Genomic DNA, 17,692 nt, shown 5'->3' with positions numbered 1-17,692 from the left:
GGCTCATATCGCGCCACCTATGCGCTCCCTAGTGTCGAGGCCACGTCAGACAACACAAGGGAGAAATCCTGATGGCCGACCCGACCCCGGCCGCGCCTTCCAGCGCGTCGCCCCGCCAGAGCACCGCCTCCCCGTCGCGCATGTGGTTCGTGGACAACCTGCGGATCGTCCTGACCGCCCTGGTGGTCCTGCACCACATCGCGGTCACCTACAGCGGGCTCCCGCTCTGGTACTACACCGAGAAGCCGACCAGCGCAGCCGTCGGGACCGGCCTGACGGTCTTCCTGCTGGTCAACCAGGCCTGGTTCATGGGCGCGTTCTTTCTGCTCGCCGGCTACTTCACGCCCGGCTCGTACGACCGCAAGGGCCCGCGCGCCTTCCTCCGCGACCGGCTGATCCGCCTGGGGATCCCGCTGGTGACGTTCTACTTCGTGCTCAACCCGATCCTGTACGTCGGCTCCTACCACGGCGGTTCGATACTCGACGCCTACCTGCACACCATCGGTGCCGGGCCGTTGTGGTTCGTGCTCGCTCTGCTCGTCTTCGACGGGTCCTACGCCGCCTTCCGCCTGGTGACCAGGAAACGCCGGACTCCCCGGCCGCTCACCTATCCGATGGTGATCGGGTTCGTGCTTGCGCTGGCTCTGGTGACGTACGCGCTGCGGATCGCGATCCCGATCGGCTTCTGGGTGCCGGTCGTCGACTTCCCGACCAGTGCCTACCTTCCGCAGTACGTCAGCTTCTTCGTCCTGGGAACCGTGGCGTACCGGCGCGGCTGGTTCCACGCCACCAGCGCCCGGATGGGCTGGGCCGGGCTCGGTATGGCCATCGGCGCCACCCTGGTGTTCCTCCCGCTCGCGTTGAGCGGCGGGATCAGCGCATGGGTGGGGCACGGCACCCTGAGCTCGCTGTTCTACGCGCTGTGGGACTCCACCTTCGCGGTCGGCATCGTTCTCGCGCTGCTCACCTTCTTCCGCCGCAGGTTCAACACCCAGGGGCCGCTGCGCCGGTACCTGTCCCATCACGTGTTCACGGTGTACGTGATCCATGCGTTCGTGGTGATCGCGGCGGGCTACGCCCTCAGCGCGCTGGACCTACCCACGCCGGCGAAGTTCGCGATCGCGGCTGTCGTGGTACTGCCTGCCTGTTTCGCGCTCGCCGGCCCGATCCGTCGGCTCCCCGGGGTCCGCCGCGTGCTCTGAGATGTAGGCCTAGCCCCACCGACCCGTACGTCCAGCCCCATACCGCACCACCCATCGATCCCGACAAACTGTGGCGTATGTTCTTCGAGACCCGAGACGGGACCAAGCTGGCATACGAGGACTACGGTCAGGGCGAGCCCATCCTGTTCGTCCACGGCGCCATGCTCAGCACCGATATGTGGGAGTACCAGTTCCCCTACTTCGTCGAGCACGGCTACCGCGTCATCGGCATGGACCGGCGCGGTCACGGCCGCTCCGACCGCCCCTCGACCGGCTACGACATCCAGACCGGCGCCGACGACCTGGCCGACCTGATCGAACACCTCGACCTGCGCAACCTCACCGTGATCACCCACTCCATGGGCGGTCACGAGGCGGTCAGCTACCTGGCCAGGCACGGCGACAGCCGGATCGCCCGGCTGGCCCTGGTCAGCGCGCTGCTGCCGTTCATGAAGCAGACCGACGACAACCCCCACGGCATCCCCGAGCCGATCATCGCCGCCACCCTGGCACAGGTTCAGCGCGAACGCCCGCGGTGGCTGGCAGGCCAGGCACAGGTCTTCTTCGCCACCCACCTCGGCAACGACGTCTCACCCGCCCTGGTCGAGTCGGTGATCGCGCAATGCCTGACCCCCTCGCCCTGGGCAGTCCTGCACAGCCAGCGCGCCGTCCTCAACACCGACCTCCGCCAGGAAGTGGCCGCGGTCACCGTACCGACGCTGATCGTGCACGGTGACGCGGACTTCTCCGCCCCGATCGACGTCACAGGCAGGCGTACGGCGGAGCTGCTGCCGAAGGCGGACTACAAGGAGTACCCGGGAGCCGGGCACGGCGTGTACATCACCCACCAGGAACAGCTCAACGCCGACCTGCTCGCCTTCATCCAGAGCTGAGCAGCGTGGAGGGGCACTCAGCGTCACCGGAATGAATGGAAAAGTTCTGGCGGGGGATGTCAAGACGGCGGGGGCGGCTCCGACCAATCGGTGAAAGGGCCCAGCCGGGGCTCGCGCACCACGAGGAGTACGAGATGAAGTTCCTGATCAGCATGCATATCAACCCGGCCGTGCTGGACGCGCTGACCGACGAGGAGAAGATGGCGATCGGCGACGGCCACGGCACGTTCATCGAGGCGCTGAAGAAGTCCGGCGAGCTGATCACCACGCAGGCGCTGGTCGACCCGTCGCAGGCCGCCGTGGTGTCCGTACGCAACGGCCAGCCGGTGGTGACCGACGGACCTTTCCTGGAGTTCAAGGAGTATCTGGGCGGCTTCTACCTGATCGACTGCGAGAACAAGGAGCGGGCGATCGAGCTGGCAGCGCAGATCCCGGACGCCGCGATCGAGGGCCTGGGGATCGAGGTGCGTCAGGTGATGTTCGCTGACGGACAATTGGAGGCATGACGGCACCCGCCATCGAGGACCTGCTGCGTGAGCTCACGCCGCAGGTCCTCGGCGCGTTGGTACGCCGGCAGGGCCAGTTCGAGGGGTGTGAGGACGCCGTGCAGGAGGCCGTCCTCGCCGCCACCGTCCAGTGGCCGGCCGAGGGAGTGCCGGACAACCCGCGCGGCTGGCTGCTCATGGTCGCGTCCCGGCGGCTCATCGACCAGATGCGCAGCGACCACGCGCGCCGCGAGCGGGAGTCGGCGACGTCCAACGAGGTGGTGCCCGAGGACGTGCCGGACACCGACGACACGCTGGTCCTGCTGTTCCTGTGCTGCCATCCGACGCTGACCGCGGCCTCCCAGACCGCCCTGACGCTGCGCGCGGTCGGCGGCCTGACCACTGCCGAGATCGCCCGCGCCTTCCTGGTGCCGGAGGCCACGATGGCGGCCAGGATCAGCCGGGCCAAACAGCGCATCAAGGCCGCCGGTAGTTCGTTCAGCCTGCCGGACGGCGCGGAGCGCGAGGAGCGGCTGCGGGTCGTCCTGCACGTGCTCTACCTGATCTTCAACGAGGGCTACACCGCCTCCTCGGGCAGCGAGTTGCACCGCGCCGACCTCGCGCGTGAGGCCATCCGGCTGGTCAGGATGGTGCACGCGCAGTTGCCCGAGGACGGCGAGGTGACCGGGCTGCTCGCGTTGATGCTGCTGACCCACGCCCGCCGGGAGGCACGTACGACGGCGGCCGGCGACCTGGTGCCGCTGGACGAGCAGGACCGTACGAAGTGGGACCGCGAGCTGATGGACGAGGGCATCGAGCTGGTCAAGGCGTCGCTGGCCGGCCCGGAGCTGGGGCCCTACCAGCTGCAGGCCGCCATCGCCGCCACGCACGCCGACGCGGCCACGGCCGAGGAGACCAACTGGTCGCAGGTGCACGCCCTTTATCTGATCCTGGAACGGATCGCGCCCAATCCGATGGTCACCCTCAACCGGGCGATCGCGCTGGCCGAGACCGAGGGGCCGCCGGCCGGGCTGGCTCTGCTGTCCACCTTGGACGGTGACGAGCGGATGGCCGGGCATCACCGGCTGCTGGCCGTACGGGCGCATCTGCTGGAGAAGACCGGCGACACGGCCGGGGCGTACGAGCACTACCGGCGCGCCGCGAAGTCCACCGCCAGCATCGCCGAGCAGCGCTACCTGGAGTCCCGCGCCAGCCGGTTGAGAACGTGATACCGCAGCGCCTGCATGACCTTTATGATCCGACCTCGTGATCATTCGTCTATTAGCAGGCACGGCAGCCGGGATGATGCTGCTTTCCGGCGTGGCGTACGCCGAGCCGGTCAGCGGTGCTCCCGAGCTGACCAATAACGCGCTCTACAAGGCGCCCAAGCTGCCCAGTGTCGGATGCGAGCTGACCAAGGGCACCAGCGCCGCCTCCACGAAGAAGTACGTGACCCGGCTCGTCGGCTGCTTGAACAAGGTGTGGGAGCCGGCGATCAAGGACTTCCAGCCGGTAAAGGTGATCTTCAAGGAAGCCGACGACAAGCGGTCCTGCTCCACCGGACTGGACGTCTCCGCCTCCTTCTCCGAGATCTGCGACACCGAGATCCGGGTACGGCTGGCCAATGACTGGATCAAGGCCAAGAGCGACCTGAAGGTGTTCACCTCCATCGTCAGAACGTGGAGCGGGGTCGTGACCGGGCAGAGCGGCATCGGCGAGGCCTGGTGGTCGATGCAGAACGACGCCTCCGAATCCCAGATGAGCCAGCAGAACCGCCGGTACTACCTGCAGCTGGACTGCTTCATGGGCGTATCCGCGAAGGCCGTGACCCGGGTGGTGAAGGACTGGAAGCCCACCATCGGGACGAAGGATTTCTGGGAGAGCTACCTCAAGAACAAGTACAGCGGAAAGCCCGTCAACCGCCTCTACTGGCTCCAGCAGGGCTACAAGGCCGGCAAGCCGGGTGCGTGCAACACCTGGAAGGCCCCCGACTCCAAGGTCGCCTGACCTCCGGGTGGGTCATCTTTCCACGATGGGCCCCACGAGCATCGGACGGTCGAGCATGTCCGGCGTGAACGACACCCCGGTGACCTTCGCCGCCAGGGCGAAGCCCCTCGGCACGGCGGTGTCGTAGTTGTCCTCCCAGGCGGCGTCCCATGCGGCCGCGTCGTCCTCCGGCTCGTCCAGCCCCATGCCCAGCTCCCGCATGAAGCCGTTGAGCCGGTCAGGGTCGGAGCCGTAACGCTCGTAAGGGTGCCGCAGCGGGTAGCCGGTGACGATGGTTCCGTCGATCGCGTACTCGAAGCTGTGCTCGGCGGCGTAGTCGTGCCGGGTGACCGCCAGCACCTCGCAGCCCCGCGACAACGTGGTCACCACCTCGTGGAGCGTGGCCATCCAGCCATGGGGCTCGATGGCCACGCACCACTCGCCGACCTGGAAGGCGCCCACGTAGCCGCCGCCATCCCCGCCTCCCGTCTCGCTGACGAACGCGTAGGCCTTGTCGTTGAGTCGGCCGAAGTCCGACTCCTGGCCGGAGTCCTCGCCGCGGCTGAAGCGGCGCACCACCTCCGCCGGGTCGAGCCCGCGGAAGAAGGCCACGCTGAAGATCACGCCCAGTGGGCCGCCGCCCTCGGCCTCGGCTACGTTGAGCCACTGGAACGGGGCCAAGGGATCGGTTGTCGTCATGCGGGCCATGGTGGCGGGCCGTACCGACAAATCGGCTGTCGGCGCCAGCGCAGCGGCTTCCATGCCTTTGATCTTCAATATGAGGACGCTAGTGTCTTTCTGAGACGGGCAGAGTCGAAGGGGGCGGTGCGCGCCATGGCCGAGACGAGGGGCGTGCTGCTGCCCGCCTACGTGGTGGCAGACGAGTCGGCATCGATGAGCCCGTACCACCAGGACCTGTCCGGAGGGCTCGCGTCGCTGTGCAACGGGTTACGCGCGGAGCCGATGATCGCGGCGAAGGTACGGCTGGCGATCCTCGGGTTCTCCGACGACGTGCAGGTGCGCCAGGGGATGAGCGACATGCGGACGGTCGACAGGCTGCCGCAGCTCGCGATGCGCGGAGCGACGAACTACGGCGCGGCCTTCGCCGACCTGTTGCAGCGCGTCCCGTACGACGTGCAGATGATGAAGAACGACGGCTACAAGGTGCACCGCCCGGTGGTGTTCTTCCTGAGCGACGGCCAGCCCACTGACGGCCAGGACTGGTACGGCCCGCACCGGACGCTGGTCGACAGGAACGCCCTGCCGGTCGCGCCCAACATCATCGCCTGCGGGATCGGGACCGCACGCGCGGAGACGATGCTGCAGGTGGCGACCCGCCAGGAGTTCGCGTTCGTGGCGCTGCCCAGCGCCGACATCGGCAGGGCGATCGCGGAGTTCTTCCACGCGCTGACGGCGAGCCTGATCGCGTCCGGCAGGGCCATGGCGGACGGCAACCCGACGCTCGTCGTGAACCGGCCGGACCAGTTCCGCCTGGCCGTCGACGTGGTCTGATGCAGCGCGCAGGGATTCCGGCCTGGCAACGTGTCGTCGTCGACATTCCCGGCCCGGCGTTCGAGCCGACGCCCCCGCGCGTGGTGGGAGACACGTGCCCCGACGTCGAGTGTGACGGGTGGTCCACCGCGAAGGTGACCCTTCGATCGGCCTCCGTGCGTGGGGAGCGGCACCGTTACTACGGCCAGCCCCGGCAGGACGCGACCTGTGCCGTGGCCCACGAGAGGACGGGCACCGTGGTGTTCGCCGTGGCCGACGGGCTGTCCAGCGCCGCCGCCTCGGCGGTCGGAGCGGCCGAGGCCTGCCGGGCGGCGGTCTGGGCCCTCCACGCGCAGCTCGACGAGGGCCGCCCCGACAACGATTTCCCCGCGGTCGTCTCCTTCGCGGTCGACATGCTGCACCGGTCTGCCGCGGCGATATCGCCGCGGCAGGACCCGGAGGAGCTCGTCGCCACCACCCTGGTGGCGGGTACGGCCCGGCCCGGCGCGGAAGGCATCGAGGTCTCCCTGTTCCGGGTCGGTGACTCGAGCGCCTGGGTGCTCGACCTGACCCGGCCCCGCTTCCATCCCCTCTTCAGCGGGAAGACCGAGGGCGACGTGGTCGCCACCTCGGTCACCGCCCTCCCCAGCGTGCCGCAGACGCTGGAGCAGTGGTCCGGGAGGCTGGCGCCCGGACAGGTGCTGCTGGTGGGGACCGATGGGTTCGGCGATCCGCTCGGCGACGGCGACGGCCAGGTCGGCGCGATGTTCGCGGAGCACCTGGCCGCGCCGCCGTCCCCGCTGTGGCTGGGCCACCTGCTCGACTTCTCCCGGGAGACGTTCGACGACGACCGGACCCTGTTGGCTCTCTGGCCGCGGAGCGAAGCCCGGTGAGCCGGACGGACCGCGCCACGCTCACTCTCGGGCAGCGCCTCGGACAGGGCGGCCAGGGGACGGTCCACGAGGTACTCAACCGTAAGATCAACGGCCAATGGGACGTCGCCTTCAAGGAGTACGATCCCGGCGTCCTGCCCACCCTCGACATCGCCGCCCTCACCGCGATGACGGACCTGATCGGCCGGCTCCCCGGGTGGGACGCGGCGTGGCTGTGCGACAAGACGGCCTGGCCCGCCGAGCTTGTGGAGGCGGAGGGCGCGGTCACCGGGTTCCTGATGAGGTCCGTTCCCCAGAGGTTCTCCTTCGACCTGCGGACCCTGTCGGGCACCATGCGGAAACTGACGACGATGGAGTTCCTGCTCAACGACGACGCGTACGTCGGCCAGATCGGCCTGCAGATCAGCGATCGGGACCGCCTGCTGGTGCTGGCCGACCTTGCTGACACGCTCAATCGCCTGCACTCGATGGACATCGTCGTCGGCGACCTGTCGCCCAAGAACCTCCTGTTCACCACGGGGGCCTCTCCGGAGTGCTTCCTCATCGACTGCGACGCGATGCGGCTGGGCGGGGCCGAGGCTCTGCCCCAGGTGGAGACGCCCGACTGGCGGATCCCCGCCGACGAGCAGAAGGGCACGCCGCAGAGCGACGCGTACAAGTTCGCGCTGCTGGCCATCCGCGTCTTCGCCCGCGACCAGGCCTCCACGGATCCCGTACGGCTGGCCGCCCTCAGCCCCGCCCTGGCTGAGTTCGCGGCGGCGGGGCTCCACGAGCCGCCGTCCCAGCGGCCCGTTCCCGAGCAGTGGGCCGCACGGTTGAGGGAGGCGGCGATCTCAGCCTCCACCGTGCCCACCCTGGTACCGCCACCGCCTCCACTCCAGGTTCCCCTGTTACCGCCACCAGCCGGGGGCGGCCTCTCCCAGTCGGCGAAGATCGGGCTCGGGGTCGGGGCGGGAGTGCTCGCCCTGGTGCTCGCGGCCGTGGTGGCCGTGGTGGCCGTGACGTCCCTGGTCAAGGGCTCGAGCGAGAGAAGTTCGTACGAGGCGTCGTCCAGCTCGCCGTACACCTCTACTGAGACCACCGACACCTACACCCCTGAGCCGACGCCTTCGGAGACACCTTCGGAGACGTTCTCCGAGACGCCTACCGTGGATGCGTTCGACCCCGCGGACCTCAACAGCAAGTCCACCGATTCGACCCCGATCACCTCGGGGGCTCTGCTCCCGGATTCCTTCACGACCGCCAGGGGGGTGCGCTACAACCTCAAGGGGAGTGGGGTGCACGACTGCCCGGCTTCGTACCACGACAGCAATGTCCGATCCGCCCTCCGCAAGGCGCACTGCACCGATATGGTCTCGGGCGCCTACGTCAACCCGGCGAAGTCGAAGAACAGACGGATCATGGTGGCCGTGTGGGTCGTTCCGCTGCAGAGCGACGGCAGGGCCGACACCGCGTACTCGCGGCTCAAGAACGCCTATTCGGACGCCTGGGGCATCGTGTGTCCCAGGACGGGTCCGGGCGCGGGCCTGTGCGACACGGGCAACTGGTCCTACGCGCGGACGTACGGGTGGACCGGATACACCCACCGCTATGTCTTGCACACCATGGCGATCTACACCAATCGCGCCACGACCTCCAGCGCGAAGCCGTGGCTCAAAGACGCCTCCAAGGCGGCGTACAACGCGATCGGCCCCAAGGTCTATCACAACGGAGACTGACGGCCGGCGAGCCCTCCGGAATCGGGCAACCTAAACTGAAGGTAGGCCCCGACCACCGAAGGTCCCGGGGGAGGACGCATGACCTTCCAGTCCGCGGGCTATTTCTGGTTGTTCGCCGCGCTGGCCGTGGCCGTGGCCGCGTACGTCGTCGCCCAGCTCAGACGGCCGCGCTACTACGTCCGCTTCACCAACCCGCGCCTGCTCGACCTGGTCGCCCCCTCTCGGCCCGGACTGTCGCGCCACGTCGTCGCGGCCCTGTTCATCCTCATGATGAGCCTGCTCGTCGTCGCCGCCGCCCGGCCTGTCACGGCGGTGCGGGTGCCCCGCGAGCGAGCCACCGTCATGGTCGCCGTCGACGTCTCCCTGTCGATGGTGGCCACCGACGTGCCACCTTCAAGGATGGAGGCCGCCAAGGGGTCGGCCAAGCGCTTCGTCGACATGCTGCCCGCGCGCTTCAACGTCGGACTCGTGTCGTTCGCCCGATCTGCGGCCGTCGTGGTGGCTCCCACCGCCGACCATCTCGCGGTCAACCGGGCGATCGACACCCTCAAGCCCGCACGCGGCACCGCCATCAGCGAGGCCGTCTTCGCGTGCCTGGACGCCATCCACTCCTTCGACCAGCAGGCCGCGAGCAATCCGCCACCGTCGGCTGTCATCCTGCTCTCAGATGGAGCCAACACCTCCGGGCGAGTGGTGCCGGACGCCATGGAGGCTGCTGCCAGGGCCAAGGTGCCTGTCTCCACCATCGCCCTCGGCACAGCAGACGGTACGGTCTCCATCGACGGGCAGCCGATGAACGTCCCACCCAACGAGGAGGCGCTGCGGCAGCTCGCCGAGGGCACCGGCGGACGCGCCTACGACGCCGCGAGCGGCGCCTCCCTCGACCAGGTCTACAGCCACATCGGCACCTCCCTGGGCACCATGACCGTCACGCAGGACATCGGTTACGTGTTCCTGCGCCTGGCACTCGTCCCCGCCCTGGCGATGGCGATCTGCTCGATCCTGCTGCCGCTGAAGACCCGATGAGCGCCATGTACGGCCCGCCGTGAGCAGTCATGAGCGCACGAATGAAGGCCGTGGTCCAGCAGACATTCGGCAGCCCGGAGGTCCTGGACCTGTCCGGCCCTTCCCGCTGGCCGACGTCGGCAAGGCCGTTGGAAAGATCGTCCTCACCCTGGATTGACTGCTGCCGACCCTAGTGGCAGATTGTAATCAAACAGTCACTTTTGGTTAGTTTTCTGGCGCTGGCGCACATGTGGCATCTCTTGGCAGGGAATCGCTGAGCGTGAGCAATTTGTCCCACGCATCCTTCTCGGAGGTAGTGATGTCGCTGCGTTCTCCATGCGCGTCGTTTGTAGCGATTGCCGCGGTTGCCGTGACGGTCATGGCCAGCGGGCTGTCCACGGCAGCAGCGGCTGAGGTGTCGGCGCAGGACCGTCAATTCCTGAGGCAGGCCCATCAGGGCAACCTGACCGAGATCGCCGCCGGGAAGCTCGCGCAGGACAAGGGAAAGGCCGACGTCGTCCGCGCGATCGGAGCCAAGCTCGTCGCTGACCACACCAAGCTCGACGTCGCAGTGAAGGCGACGGCACGACGCCTGCAGGTGTCGTTGCCCGCTGGACCGTCTGCGCATCAGAAGGCGGTGGGAGCGAAGCTGGCCGCCCTGTCCGGTTCGGCGTTCGACCAGGCCTGGGTCGCCGTGATGATCGAGGGCCACCGCATGGCGCTGCAGATGGGTCAGCGGCAGGTCCAGACGGGTACGGCGGCGGCGGCCAAGCAGGCCGCCGAGTCCAGCGCGCCGATCATCCAGGGACACCTGGACCGGTTGCTCGAGGCTCAGCAGACGCTCGGGATGCCGAGTGCTGTTCCGGCCGGAGACGGCGGCCAGGCGCAGAACAACGACATGGCGGGAGTCGGCTACGGAGGGCTCGCCGCCGGTTTGCTTCTTGCCCTGGCCGGCGGTCTGATCTGGATCCGCCCCAGGTGGCGGCGACGCTGAAGGCCGCGAGCGCCGTGACGGTACTGCTCGGCGCGGCGCTCGCCCTGTCCGGGGCTGCCGTCCTCCACGGGATGGCGCCCTCCCGGCCGGTGGACACCGGCGCCATCCCGCCGGCTCTCTCCTCGACGGCACCGTCCGTCGGTGGCGGGGTCCTGCCCGTACGCCTGGGTATCCCGGCACTGCACATCGATGCCGCTATCCACCCCGTGGGCGTTGACGCCGACGGGGCGTTGCGCGTGCCGGCCCACCCGGACCAGCTGGGCTGGTGGAGCGGCGGTGCGCGACCGGGATCGGCCGCGGGAAGAGTGGTGATCGTCGGTCACGTGGACACCGCCGCACAGGGGCCCGGCGCCTTCTTCCGGCTGGCCCACGTAGAGGTGGGAGACAAGGTACGCGTGCAGCTGGCTGACGGACAGTCACGTACGTACCGGATCGTGGCCCGCCGTCACTACCGCAAGGACCGCCTGCCCGCACAGGTGTTCGCGCAGACAGGCCCTCCTTGCCTGGTACTCATCACCTGCACCGGTCCGTTCGACCGCGCCACCCGCCACTATCGAGACAATCTCGTCGTGTACGCGCTACCGACCTGAGCGCCCCGATCGATGTCGACGCAGGTCGTTTCCCAGCGTCGACCTGCCGTCCAGCCAGATAAGGGCCGGTCAGTTGTCGTAGGAGCGGGCTTCGGCGGCGGTTTTGAGGTTGGCCAGCCAGGCATCGAGGCCTGGGGCGAGGTACTTGATGGCGGTGGCCGGGTCGGCCTCGATCTGGTCGCCGGTCCAGCTCTCCTCGGTGCGTACGAGGACACCGCCCTTGACCTTGATGAAGTTCCAGACGTGGACGCCCCGGTCGATGCGCAGTCCCTTGCCGATCGCGGGTCCGGTCCAGCGGATGCACTGGTTGTGCTTGACCTGCTGGACGGTGGAGGTGATGACCAGGGTGGTGGCGGGGGTCGAGGGTGTGGCGGGCGCCGGCGTGGTCCACCGGAACCGCGAACCCTTCCGCAGCGGTCCCGGGTCCAGCCGGTTCATGCTGGTGACGGGGGCCTGCCAGGAGGGCCAGCCTTCCACGTCGGTGTGCAGGTTCCAGATGGTGCTCAGCGGCGCCTTGATGAGGGTTTCGGCCCGGTGGTGGAGCTTGGCGGTGGGATCGATGCCCTCGCCCCTGCAGGTCGGCGAATCCGGAGGAGTGGCGTGGCCGTACGTCGCGCTCTGGCCGGCGGTGGCGGCATGAGCCGGTGCGGCGGCGGTGGCGCCGAGGAGTCCGGTGGCGGCCAGCGGGATCGCGAGCAGGGCGGAGCGCACCCGGGCCTGGCGGCGGTTGGTGTTGATCACGGTTCTTCTCCTCGTCACTGCGTTAGTTAGTAGCTCTTGCTATAGTTAGAAGCTATAACGCAGCGAATCTTAGCGTCAATAGCAAAAGTGAGAAGCTCTAACTAGACTTCGACGGTGTCACGCGGACCAGGAAGGAGCGGCAGATGACGGACCCAGGAGGGCAGAGCCCGCGGGAGCGCTACCGGGCTCAGGTGCACGCGGAGATCAAGCGACACGCGTGGGAGCAGATCGCCGCGGCGGGAGTGCCCGCGCTGTCGCTCAACGCGATCGCCAAACAGATGGGCATGAGCGGCCCTGCCCTCTACCGGTACTTCGCCGGCCGCGATGAGTTGATCACCGAACTCATCCGCGACGCCTACCGAAGCCTCGCCGACACCGTCCGGGCGGCGTTCGACTCAGGTGCCGACCTGGCCGGACTGGCCCACGTCATCCGGGAATGGGCCCGGAGCGACCCGCAGCGGTACTTCCTCATCTACGGCACGCCCGTCCCCGGCTACCACGCACCCGACGACATCACCGCGATCTCGTTCGAGGTCATGACGGTCCTGCTCGAAGCCTGCGGTGCGCTACCGGAAGACAAGCCGGCAACACCGTTCGACGCCCACTTGGAAAGCCACCGCGAATGGGTAAACGATCACCCGGCAGCAGCCACGACCCTGCATCGCGCCCTGTCCTTCTGGACCCGCCTGCACGGCGTACTCTCCCTCGAACTCGCCGGCCACTTCTCCGGGATGCGGTTCGACCCCAACCTCCTGATCGCCGACGAACTGAACGACCTGCTAACACAGTGACCACGTCGCCGATGAGTTTCGGTCGCGGGAGTGGTCTCACTCTCGAACGACTGGAAGGGGTGGTTCCGATGGACTCGTACAGCGTCGTGTGCGTGCGTGACCGGGCGGCTTCGCAGAAGTGGTTCGAGGTGTTCTTCGGACGGCCGGCGGACGAGATCCTCGGCGAGGAGTACCTGTGGCAGGTCGGTGAGAACGCGTGGGTCGTCATCGACGACCGGTACATGCGGGCCGCACGGGTGGGCGGCACCATGATCACGTTCGGCGTGACGGACCTCGACGACATCTTGGCTCGGCTGGCCGCGCACGGCATCGAACACGAGCCCGTGGAGACCTACGGCAACGGCGTACGCCACGTGGAGGTCCTCGACCCGGACGGCAACAGCCTGTCGCTCGCGGAGCCACCCGTCCAGTAGTCCCTCTGCTCGACCCGCGCCCCACGCACTCAGCCGGTGGTGAACGGGGGAACGGTGAGCTTGTCGACGCAGGCGGTGTCGTAGCCGCCGGAGGGTTGGTTGAAGAAACTAACCAGGATCGCGCGGGCGCATCCGGATTGAAGGAACAGGCGGCCGTCACTTCCGTGAGGAGTTGTCGATGTACTCGCCGTCGGCACCGGCAATCACGCGCTTCAACTAAGGATTTCCATCCATGCCCATGCTCAAGCGCATACAGCACCAAAGCTCGGTCGATTCTCCATTACGGGCGTCCTAGCAGCCACAGGAAGTGTCGGCCACGGCTAATATGCGGGGCCATTCCAAATAGCAGCATGAGGGCCAAGCCCCAAAACTTTCATCCACGTGGGGCTCTGGAATCCGCCGCCTGTCCTCGCCCGCCTCCTGCGCGATGAACGTCGACTGCGCGGCACCCCGAAAAGCAGAAGAATTCAGCGTTGAGTCGTACTTGATATCGACGATTCTCGGGCAGGATGCTTCGGATCATTTCTTGGAATGGCCGTGGTGTGGGTATTTGTGGTGGTGTTTTCCGTGTCCCTTCCAGCGGGGTTTCGCGGAGTGGTGGTGTGCGTGTGCTCCGGTAATCGCGGCCGCGCTGGCAATGGTGGTCAGGCGGGTGGCTGTCACGGCTGTGGGGTGGGCTCGGAGGATGGCGGGTCGGATAGGTCTGGGGGTTGGTCGGTCGGGCAGGGTGAGGGTCTCGAGGGTGGCCTCTGAGCGGGCGTCGTCGATGAGTGCCGCGGCCGTGCCGAGGAGTGCGATGCCGGCGCAGATCGCGGCGATCTTGACTGCGTGGTGGCGGTTCCACTTCATGCACGAACCCCCGTCGCTGGTGGGGGAAACGGTTTCGATCTAGACATGGATCTCGGAGGCAGTCAAGAGCCGATCGATGTTTCCGCAGGTCGCGAGCCTATCTGGGAGGGTTGCGGATCCTGGCCCACCTTCAATTTCGACCGCAACCGGCTGATGACCTCGGCCGCCGACGGCCGGCGCCACGTCTCCCAGCTCGACCGCAAGATCCCAGGTCAGGCCCCGCGCGTGAGTTTCGAGTGCACTACAGCGGCGGGGGCACCCTTGACCGTGCGTATGGTGCCCACCTAGTCTGACCGGTCTGACCGGCTAGACCGAAAGAGCAGGTGCTATTTCACATGGCATTCGAGGGGTGGCGGCAGCCTGTAGCGATCGCGATGTGGGACTTCTCGTGGCTGGAGCGGCGATGGCCGGGCGCGGGCTACCACGATTGGGGGCGGGCGCTGGACGAACTGGTCGAGCGCGGGTACGACGCGGTACGCATCGACGCGTTCCCTCATCTGGTCGCTGCCGATCCGGCCCGTACGTGGACGCTGCTACCGATCTGGAACCAGCACGACTGGGGAAGTCCGCTGCCGGTTCAGGTGCAGGTCCAGCCGGCGTTGAACGAGTTCATCGCGCTGTGCGCCGCCAGGGGCGTAAAGGTGGCGCTGTCCAGCTGGTTCCGCGAGGACACCACTGACGCGCGGAGGCTGATCGCGAGCGGAGCAGGCCTGGGCAGGGTCTGGACCGCCACGTTGCGGTCCATCGAGGCCGCCGGCCTCCTGGATCACATCCTCTATGTAGATCTGTGCAACGAGTGGCCGGATTCCGATTGGGCGCCCTACCTCTACGACCCGGCCGTCGAGAACCCTGCCCGGCTTTCCCGGGCCGATCCGACGGTCATGGGCTGGACGGATGAGGCGCTGGCGGAGGTCCGTACCGCCTATCCGATTATCCCGTTGTGCTTCTCGGTCTCCGCGGAGCTGTGGAGCTGGTCGGAGCAGGACGTGTCCGGTTTCGACTTCCTCGAGCCGCACGTGTGGATGGCACACAACCAGAAGACCGGCTTCTATGCCGAGCTCGGTTACGACATGACCGCCTCGATGTTCGATCCGGCGCAGTACGAACTGCTCGCGCGGGAGGCGCCCGCTCTCTATGCCCGAGACCGTGACCGCTGGCGGGCCGTACTGTCCGGGGCGGTCGAGAACGTCGCCGACTGGTCGCGAGTCGCCGGTCGACCGCTGATCACCACCGAGTGCTGGGCGATCGTCAACTGGAAGGACGGTCCCGGGCTCGACTGGGCCTGGATCAAGGAGCTGTGCGAGTTCGGCGTCGGCGCCGCTCTGGCCACCGGCCGGTGGATCGGCCTGGCCACCAGCAACTTCTGCGGCCCTCAATTCCGCGGCATGTGGGAGGACGTGGCCTGGCACCAGCGCCTCACTTCTCAGATCAGGAACACTCCCACCCCTCCAGGAGGCACCTCATGAACAAACGGCTCATCATGGTGGCCGCCACCGCGACGCTCGCCGCCGTGGCCTGCTCGCCCACCACCACTTCCGGCGGTGGCACTGGCGGCAGCGCCAAGACGCTGACTGTCTGGACTTCGCTGTCGGGGCCGCAGCGCGACCTGTTCACCCAGTACGGCAAGGACTTCGAGCGGGCGCACCAGGGCATCACCGTCAAGATCGACTACATGTCGGACGACGATATGAAGCAGAAGGTGCAGGCTGGGCTCGTCGCGCACAACCTGCCGACGATCGTGCAATGGTACGGCGGCAGCTTCCTGACCCCGCTCATCACGGCCGGTGCGCTCACCGACCTCACGCCGTACGCGAACGCGGACGCATCGTGGAAGAGCGAGCTGCTGCCCGGCGCACTGGACAACTACGGCGCCGGCGGCAAGACCTACATGGCCCCGGTGGAGTCGCCGGTCGTCGAGCTGTTCTACAACAAGGCGCTGTTCAAGAAGGCGGGTCTCGCCGGGCCGCCGGCAACCTTCGACGACCTGCTCGCCGCGGTCGGCAAGCTGAAGGCGGCCGGCCTGATCCCGATCACCCTGGACGGCAAGGACGGGTGGCCGCTACAGCAGTGGTTCGCCTACTTGGCCATGCGCAACGGCGGGGCCACGCTGGTCACCGACGCGATGGCGGGCCGGGCTCCGTGGACCGCGCCGCCCTTCGTCCAAGCCGCCCGCCAGCTCAAGCAGCTCATCGACGCGGGCGCGTTCGAGAAGGGGTACCTGGGCACCGGCTACGACGCCGCCATGAGCAACTACACCGGCTCCAGGGCGGGGATGATCCTCAGCGGCACCTGGATCATGTCGTCGCTGGCCGCAAGCGAGAACGCGAGTGTCCTCCGGGACACCGGCTTCGCCGACTTCCCGCTGGTCCCCGGCGGCAAGGGAACGACGGCCGAGGTGCTGGGTGGTCCCAACAGCGCGCTCGGGATCAGCACCTGGGCCCCGGACAAGGCGCTGGCCTGGGAGTTCATCAAGGGTCAGACCGCCTCGAGCGAAGCGGCGAAGGTGGCGCAGAAATCCCTGATCCTGGTACCGAACAAGATCACTTACGATCGGGCCGCGGTTCCCGCCATGTACAACGACCTGGTGGACAGGCTTTCCGGATACAAGACCTCCATCTTGTTCTGGAATGAGCTGCTGCCTCCCGCGCAGAACACCGCCTTCACCGACCTGCAGAACAGGCTCGCCACCGGGGATGTCACCCCGGAGAAGATGATGAGCGACTTCGCCGCCTACCTACAGGCGCATCCGGTGACATCGTGACCGGGAGCCTACGCCGCTGGGCGGTCGCGTTCCTGCTTCCCGGGGCGGCCCTCTACCTGCTCGTGGTGATCGTGCCGACGTTCAGTGTGGTGAACTACGGGTTCTTCGACTGGTCGGCCGGGGAGCCTGCCCGATGGGTGGGCCTGGCGAACTACCGGGAGATGTTCGCCGACCCGCAGCTGATCTCCGCGCTCTGGCACACCTTCGCCCTGCTGGTAGGAGCGATGGCGATCCAGATCCCACTGGGCTTCCTGTTCGCCGTCCTCATCCACAAGCGGTATCCGGGCGGAGGCTTCTTCCAGGCCGTGTACTTCATCCCCGTGGTCCTGTCGACGGTGGTCATCGGCGTGCTGTGGACGCAGGTCTACCAGCCGCAGTACGGACTGCTGAATTCGGTGCTGGACGGGATGGGCCTGTCCGGTCTGACCCACGCCTGGCTGGGGGAGACCGGCACCGCCCTTGCCTCGGTCATCGTGGTGGTCGGCTGGCAGTACGTCGGCCTCTACATGCTGATCTTCCTGGCCGCGCTCCAGTCCATCCCCAAGTCGATCTACGAGGCGGGCGAGCTGGACGGTGCGACGGGATGGCGGCAGACCGTCTGGCTGACCATCCCGATGCTGCTGGACACCGTGAAGATGTCGGTGATCCTGGTGGTGACCGGGGCGGTGCAGTACTTCAACCTGATCTGGGCGATGACCAAGGGCGGCCCGGCCGGATCCTCCTCGGTTCTGGCCAGCTACATGTACACCAAGGCCTTTCAGGACAACCGGCTCGGCTTCGCCGCCGCCGTCGCCACCCTGATGCTCGTGATCAACCTGGTGCTGGCCCTGGGGCTGCAGCGGCTCTTCCGACGCCGCCCGCTGGAATTCGGATAGGAGCG

Annotated in this window: 19 protein-coding genes; 16 read left to right on the top strand and 3 right to left on the bottom strand. The window is 67.6% G+C overall.

Going from position 1 to position 17,692, the window contains the following annotated elements; genetic code table 11:
- Positions 1–71 precede the first annotated feature (71 nt).
- From ACIBHX_RS30140 to ACIBHX_RS30120, 5 genes are all read left to right on the top strand, one after another.
- Complete coding sequence (locus tag ACIBHX_RS30140; RefSeq protein ID WP_397070687.1) at positions 72–1,202, top strand: acyltransferase family protein; 1,131 nt, start codon at positions 72–74, stop codon at positions 1,200–1,202.
- A gap of 77 nt (positions 1,203–1,279) precedes the next feature.
- On the top strand, positions 1,280–2,095 hold the full coding sequence (locus ACIBHX_RS30135) for an alpha/beta fold hydrolase (RefSeq protein WP_397070686.1): 816 nt from the start codon (positions 1,280–1,282) through the stop codon (positions 2,093–2,095).
- A gap of 134 nt (positions 2,096–2,229) precedes the next feature.
- Positions 2,230–2,601 carry a YciI family protein gene (locus ACIBHX_RS30130; protein WP_397070685.1) on the top strand — a complete coding sequence of 124 codons (372 nt, stop codon included), beginning with the start codon at positions 2,230–2,232 and terminating at the stop codon, positions 2,599–2,601.
- Complete coding sequence (locus ACIBHX_RS30125) at positions 2,598–3,809, top strand: RNA polymerase sigma factor (RefSeq protein WP_397070684.1); 1,212 nt, start codon at positions 2,598–2,600, stop codon at positions 3,807–3,809. Before ACIBHX_RS30130 ends, ACIBHX_RS30125 begins: the two co-directional genes overlap by 4 nt.
- Positions 3,810–3,846: 37 nt before the next feature.
- Entirely contained in the window at positions 3,847–4,587 is a 741-nt protein-coding gene (locus ACIBHX_RS30120) for a hypothetical protein (protein ID WP_397070683.1), read from the top strand.
- A gap of 12 nt (positions 4,588–4,599) precedes the next feature.
- Here the strand turns inward: ACIBHX_RS30120 and ACIBHX_RS30115 are convergent, their stop codons facing one another.
- The gene (locus ACIBHX_RS30115; protein WP_397070682.1) at positions 4,600–5,265 is read right to left on the bottom strand and encodes a DUF6461 domain-containing protein; all 666 of its coding nucleotides are present in this window, start codon (positions 5,263–5,265) and stop codon (positions 4,600–4,602) included.
- A 135-nt stretch (positions 5,266–5,400) separates the two neighbouring features.
- Between ACIBHX_RS30115 and ACIBHX_RS30110 the strand changes: the two genes are divergently transcribed.
- The 6 genes from ACIBHX_RS30110 to ACIBHX_RS30085 all read left to right on the top strand — a co-directional run bounded on the left by ACIBHX_RS30110 (position 5,401) and on the right by ACIBHX_RS30085 (position 11,257).
- Positions 5,401–6,078, top strand: coding sequence for a VWA domain-containing protein (locus ACIBHX_RS30110; RefSeq protein ID WP_397070681.1), 678 nt, complete (start codon positions 5,401–5,403; stop codon positions 6,076–6,078).
- Positions 6,078–6,950, top strand: a complete 873-nt coding sequence (locus ACIBHX_RS30105; protein ID WP_397070679.1) for a protein phosphatase 2C domain-containing protein — start codon at positions 6,078–6,080, stop codon at positions 6,948–6,950. Before ACIBHX_RS30110 ends, ACIBHX_RS30105 begins: the two co-directional genes overlap by 1 nt.
- Positions 6,947–8,668, top strand: a complete 1,722-nt coding sequence (locus ACIBHX_RS30100) for a hypothetical protein (RefSeq protein ID WP_397070678.1) — start codon at positions 6,947–6,949, stop codon at positions 8,666–8,668. The genes ACIBHX_RS30105 and ACIBHX_RS30100 overlap by 4 nt, the downstream gene beginning before the upstream one ends.
- A 78-nt stretch (positions 8,669–8,746) precedes the next feature.
- Entirely contained in the window at positions 8,747–9,694 is a 948-nt protein-coding gene (locus ACIBHX_RS30095; protein WP_397070677.1) for a VWA domain-containing protein, read from the top strand.
- A 259-nt stretch (positions 9,695–9,953) separates the two neighbouring features.
- Entirely contained in the window at positions 9,954–10,667 is a 714-nt protein-coding gene (locus tag ACIBHX_RS30090; protein ID WP_397070676.1) for a DUF4142 domain-containing protein, read from the top strand.
- A complete protein-coding gene (locus ACIBHX_RS30085) occupies positions 10,652–11,257 on the top strand; it encodes a class F sortase (RefSeq protein ID WP_397070675.1) in 606 nt (201 codons plus the stop codon). Before ACIBHX_RS30090 ends, ACIBHX_RS30085 begins: the two co-directional genes overlap by 16 nt.
- 69 nt (positions 11,258–11,326) lie before the next feature.
- On the opposite strand, the gene ACIBHX_RS30080 is transcribed toward ACIBHX_RS30085, so the two are convergent.
- Entirely contained in the window at positions 11,327–11,998 is a 672-nt protein-coding gene (locus ACIBHX_RS30080; RefSeq protein WP_397070673.1) for an SRPBCC family protein, read from the bottom strand.
- Positions 11,999–12,189: 191 nt separating this feature from the next.
- Here ACIBHX_RS30080 and ACIBHX_RS30075 point away from each other — a divergent pair, with 191 nt between their 5' ends.
- Entirely contained in the window at positions 12,190–12,789 is a 600-nt protein-coding gene (locus tag ACIBHX_RS30075; protein WP_397070672.1) for a TetR/AcrR family transcriptional regulator, read from the top strand.
- Positions 12,790–12,857: 68 nt separating this feature from the next.
- Entirely contained in the window at positions 12,858–13,202 is a 345-nt protein-coding gene (locus ACIBHX_RS30070; RefSeq protein ID WP_397070670.1) for a VOC family protein, read from the top strand.
- 519 nt (positions 13,203–13,721) lie between these two features.
- On the opposite strand, the gene ACIBHX_RS30065 is transcribed toward ACIBHX_RS30070, so the two are convergent.
- A complete protein-coding gene (locus ACIBHX_RS30065) occupies positions 13,722–14,051 on the bottom strand; it encodes a hypothetical protein (protein WP_397070669.1) in 330 nt (109 codons plus the stop codon).
- Positions 14,052–14,386: 335 nt separating this feature from the next.
- Here ACIBHX_RS30065 and ACIBHX_RS30060 point away from each other — a divergent pair, with 335 nt between their 5' ends.
- Genes ACIBHX_RS30060 through ACIBHX_RS30050 form a run of 3 tightly spaced genes read left to right on the top strand, consistent with a single transcriptional unit; the run spans position 14,387 to position 17,687 of the window.
- Positions 14,387–15,517, top strand: a complete 1,131-nt coding sequence (locus tag ACIBHX_RS30060; protein WP_397070668.1) for a cellulase-like family protein — start codon at positions 14,387–14,389, stop codon at positions 15,515–15,517.
- Entirely contained in the window at positions 15,514–16,812 is a 1,299-nt protein-coding gene (locus tag ACIBHX_RS30055; protein WP_397070667.1) for an extracellular solute-binding protein, read from the top strand. Before ACIBHX_RS30060 ends, ACIBHX_RS30055 begins: the two co-directional genes overlap by 4 nt.
- Entirely contained in the window at positions 16,809–17,687 is an 879-nt protein-coding gene (locus tag ACIBHX_RS30050; protein ID WP_397070666.1) for a carbohydrate ABC transporter permease, read from the top strand. The genes ACIBHX_RS30055 and ACIBHX_RS30050 overlap by 4 nt, the downstream gene beginning before the upstream one ends.
- The last annotated feature ends 5 nt before the right edge of the window (positions 17,688–17,692 follow it).

Origin of the sequence: Nonomuraea sp. NPDC050536 (assembly GCF_044457685.1) — a bacterium.
Lineage (GTDB): Bacteria > Actinomycetota > Actinomycetes > Streptosporangiales > Streptosporangiaceae > Nonomuraea.
Note: the sequence above shows the minus strand (reverse complement) of the source record. Positions and strands in the feature narration are given on the sequence as shown.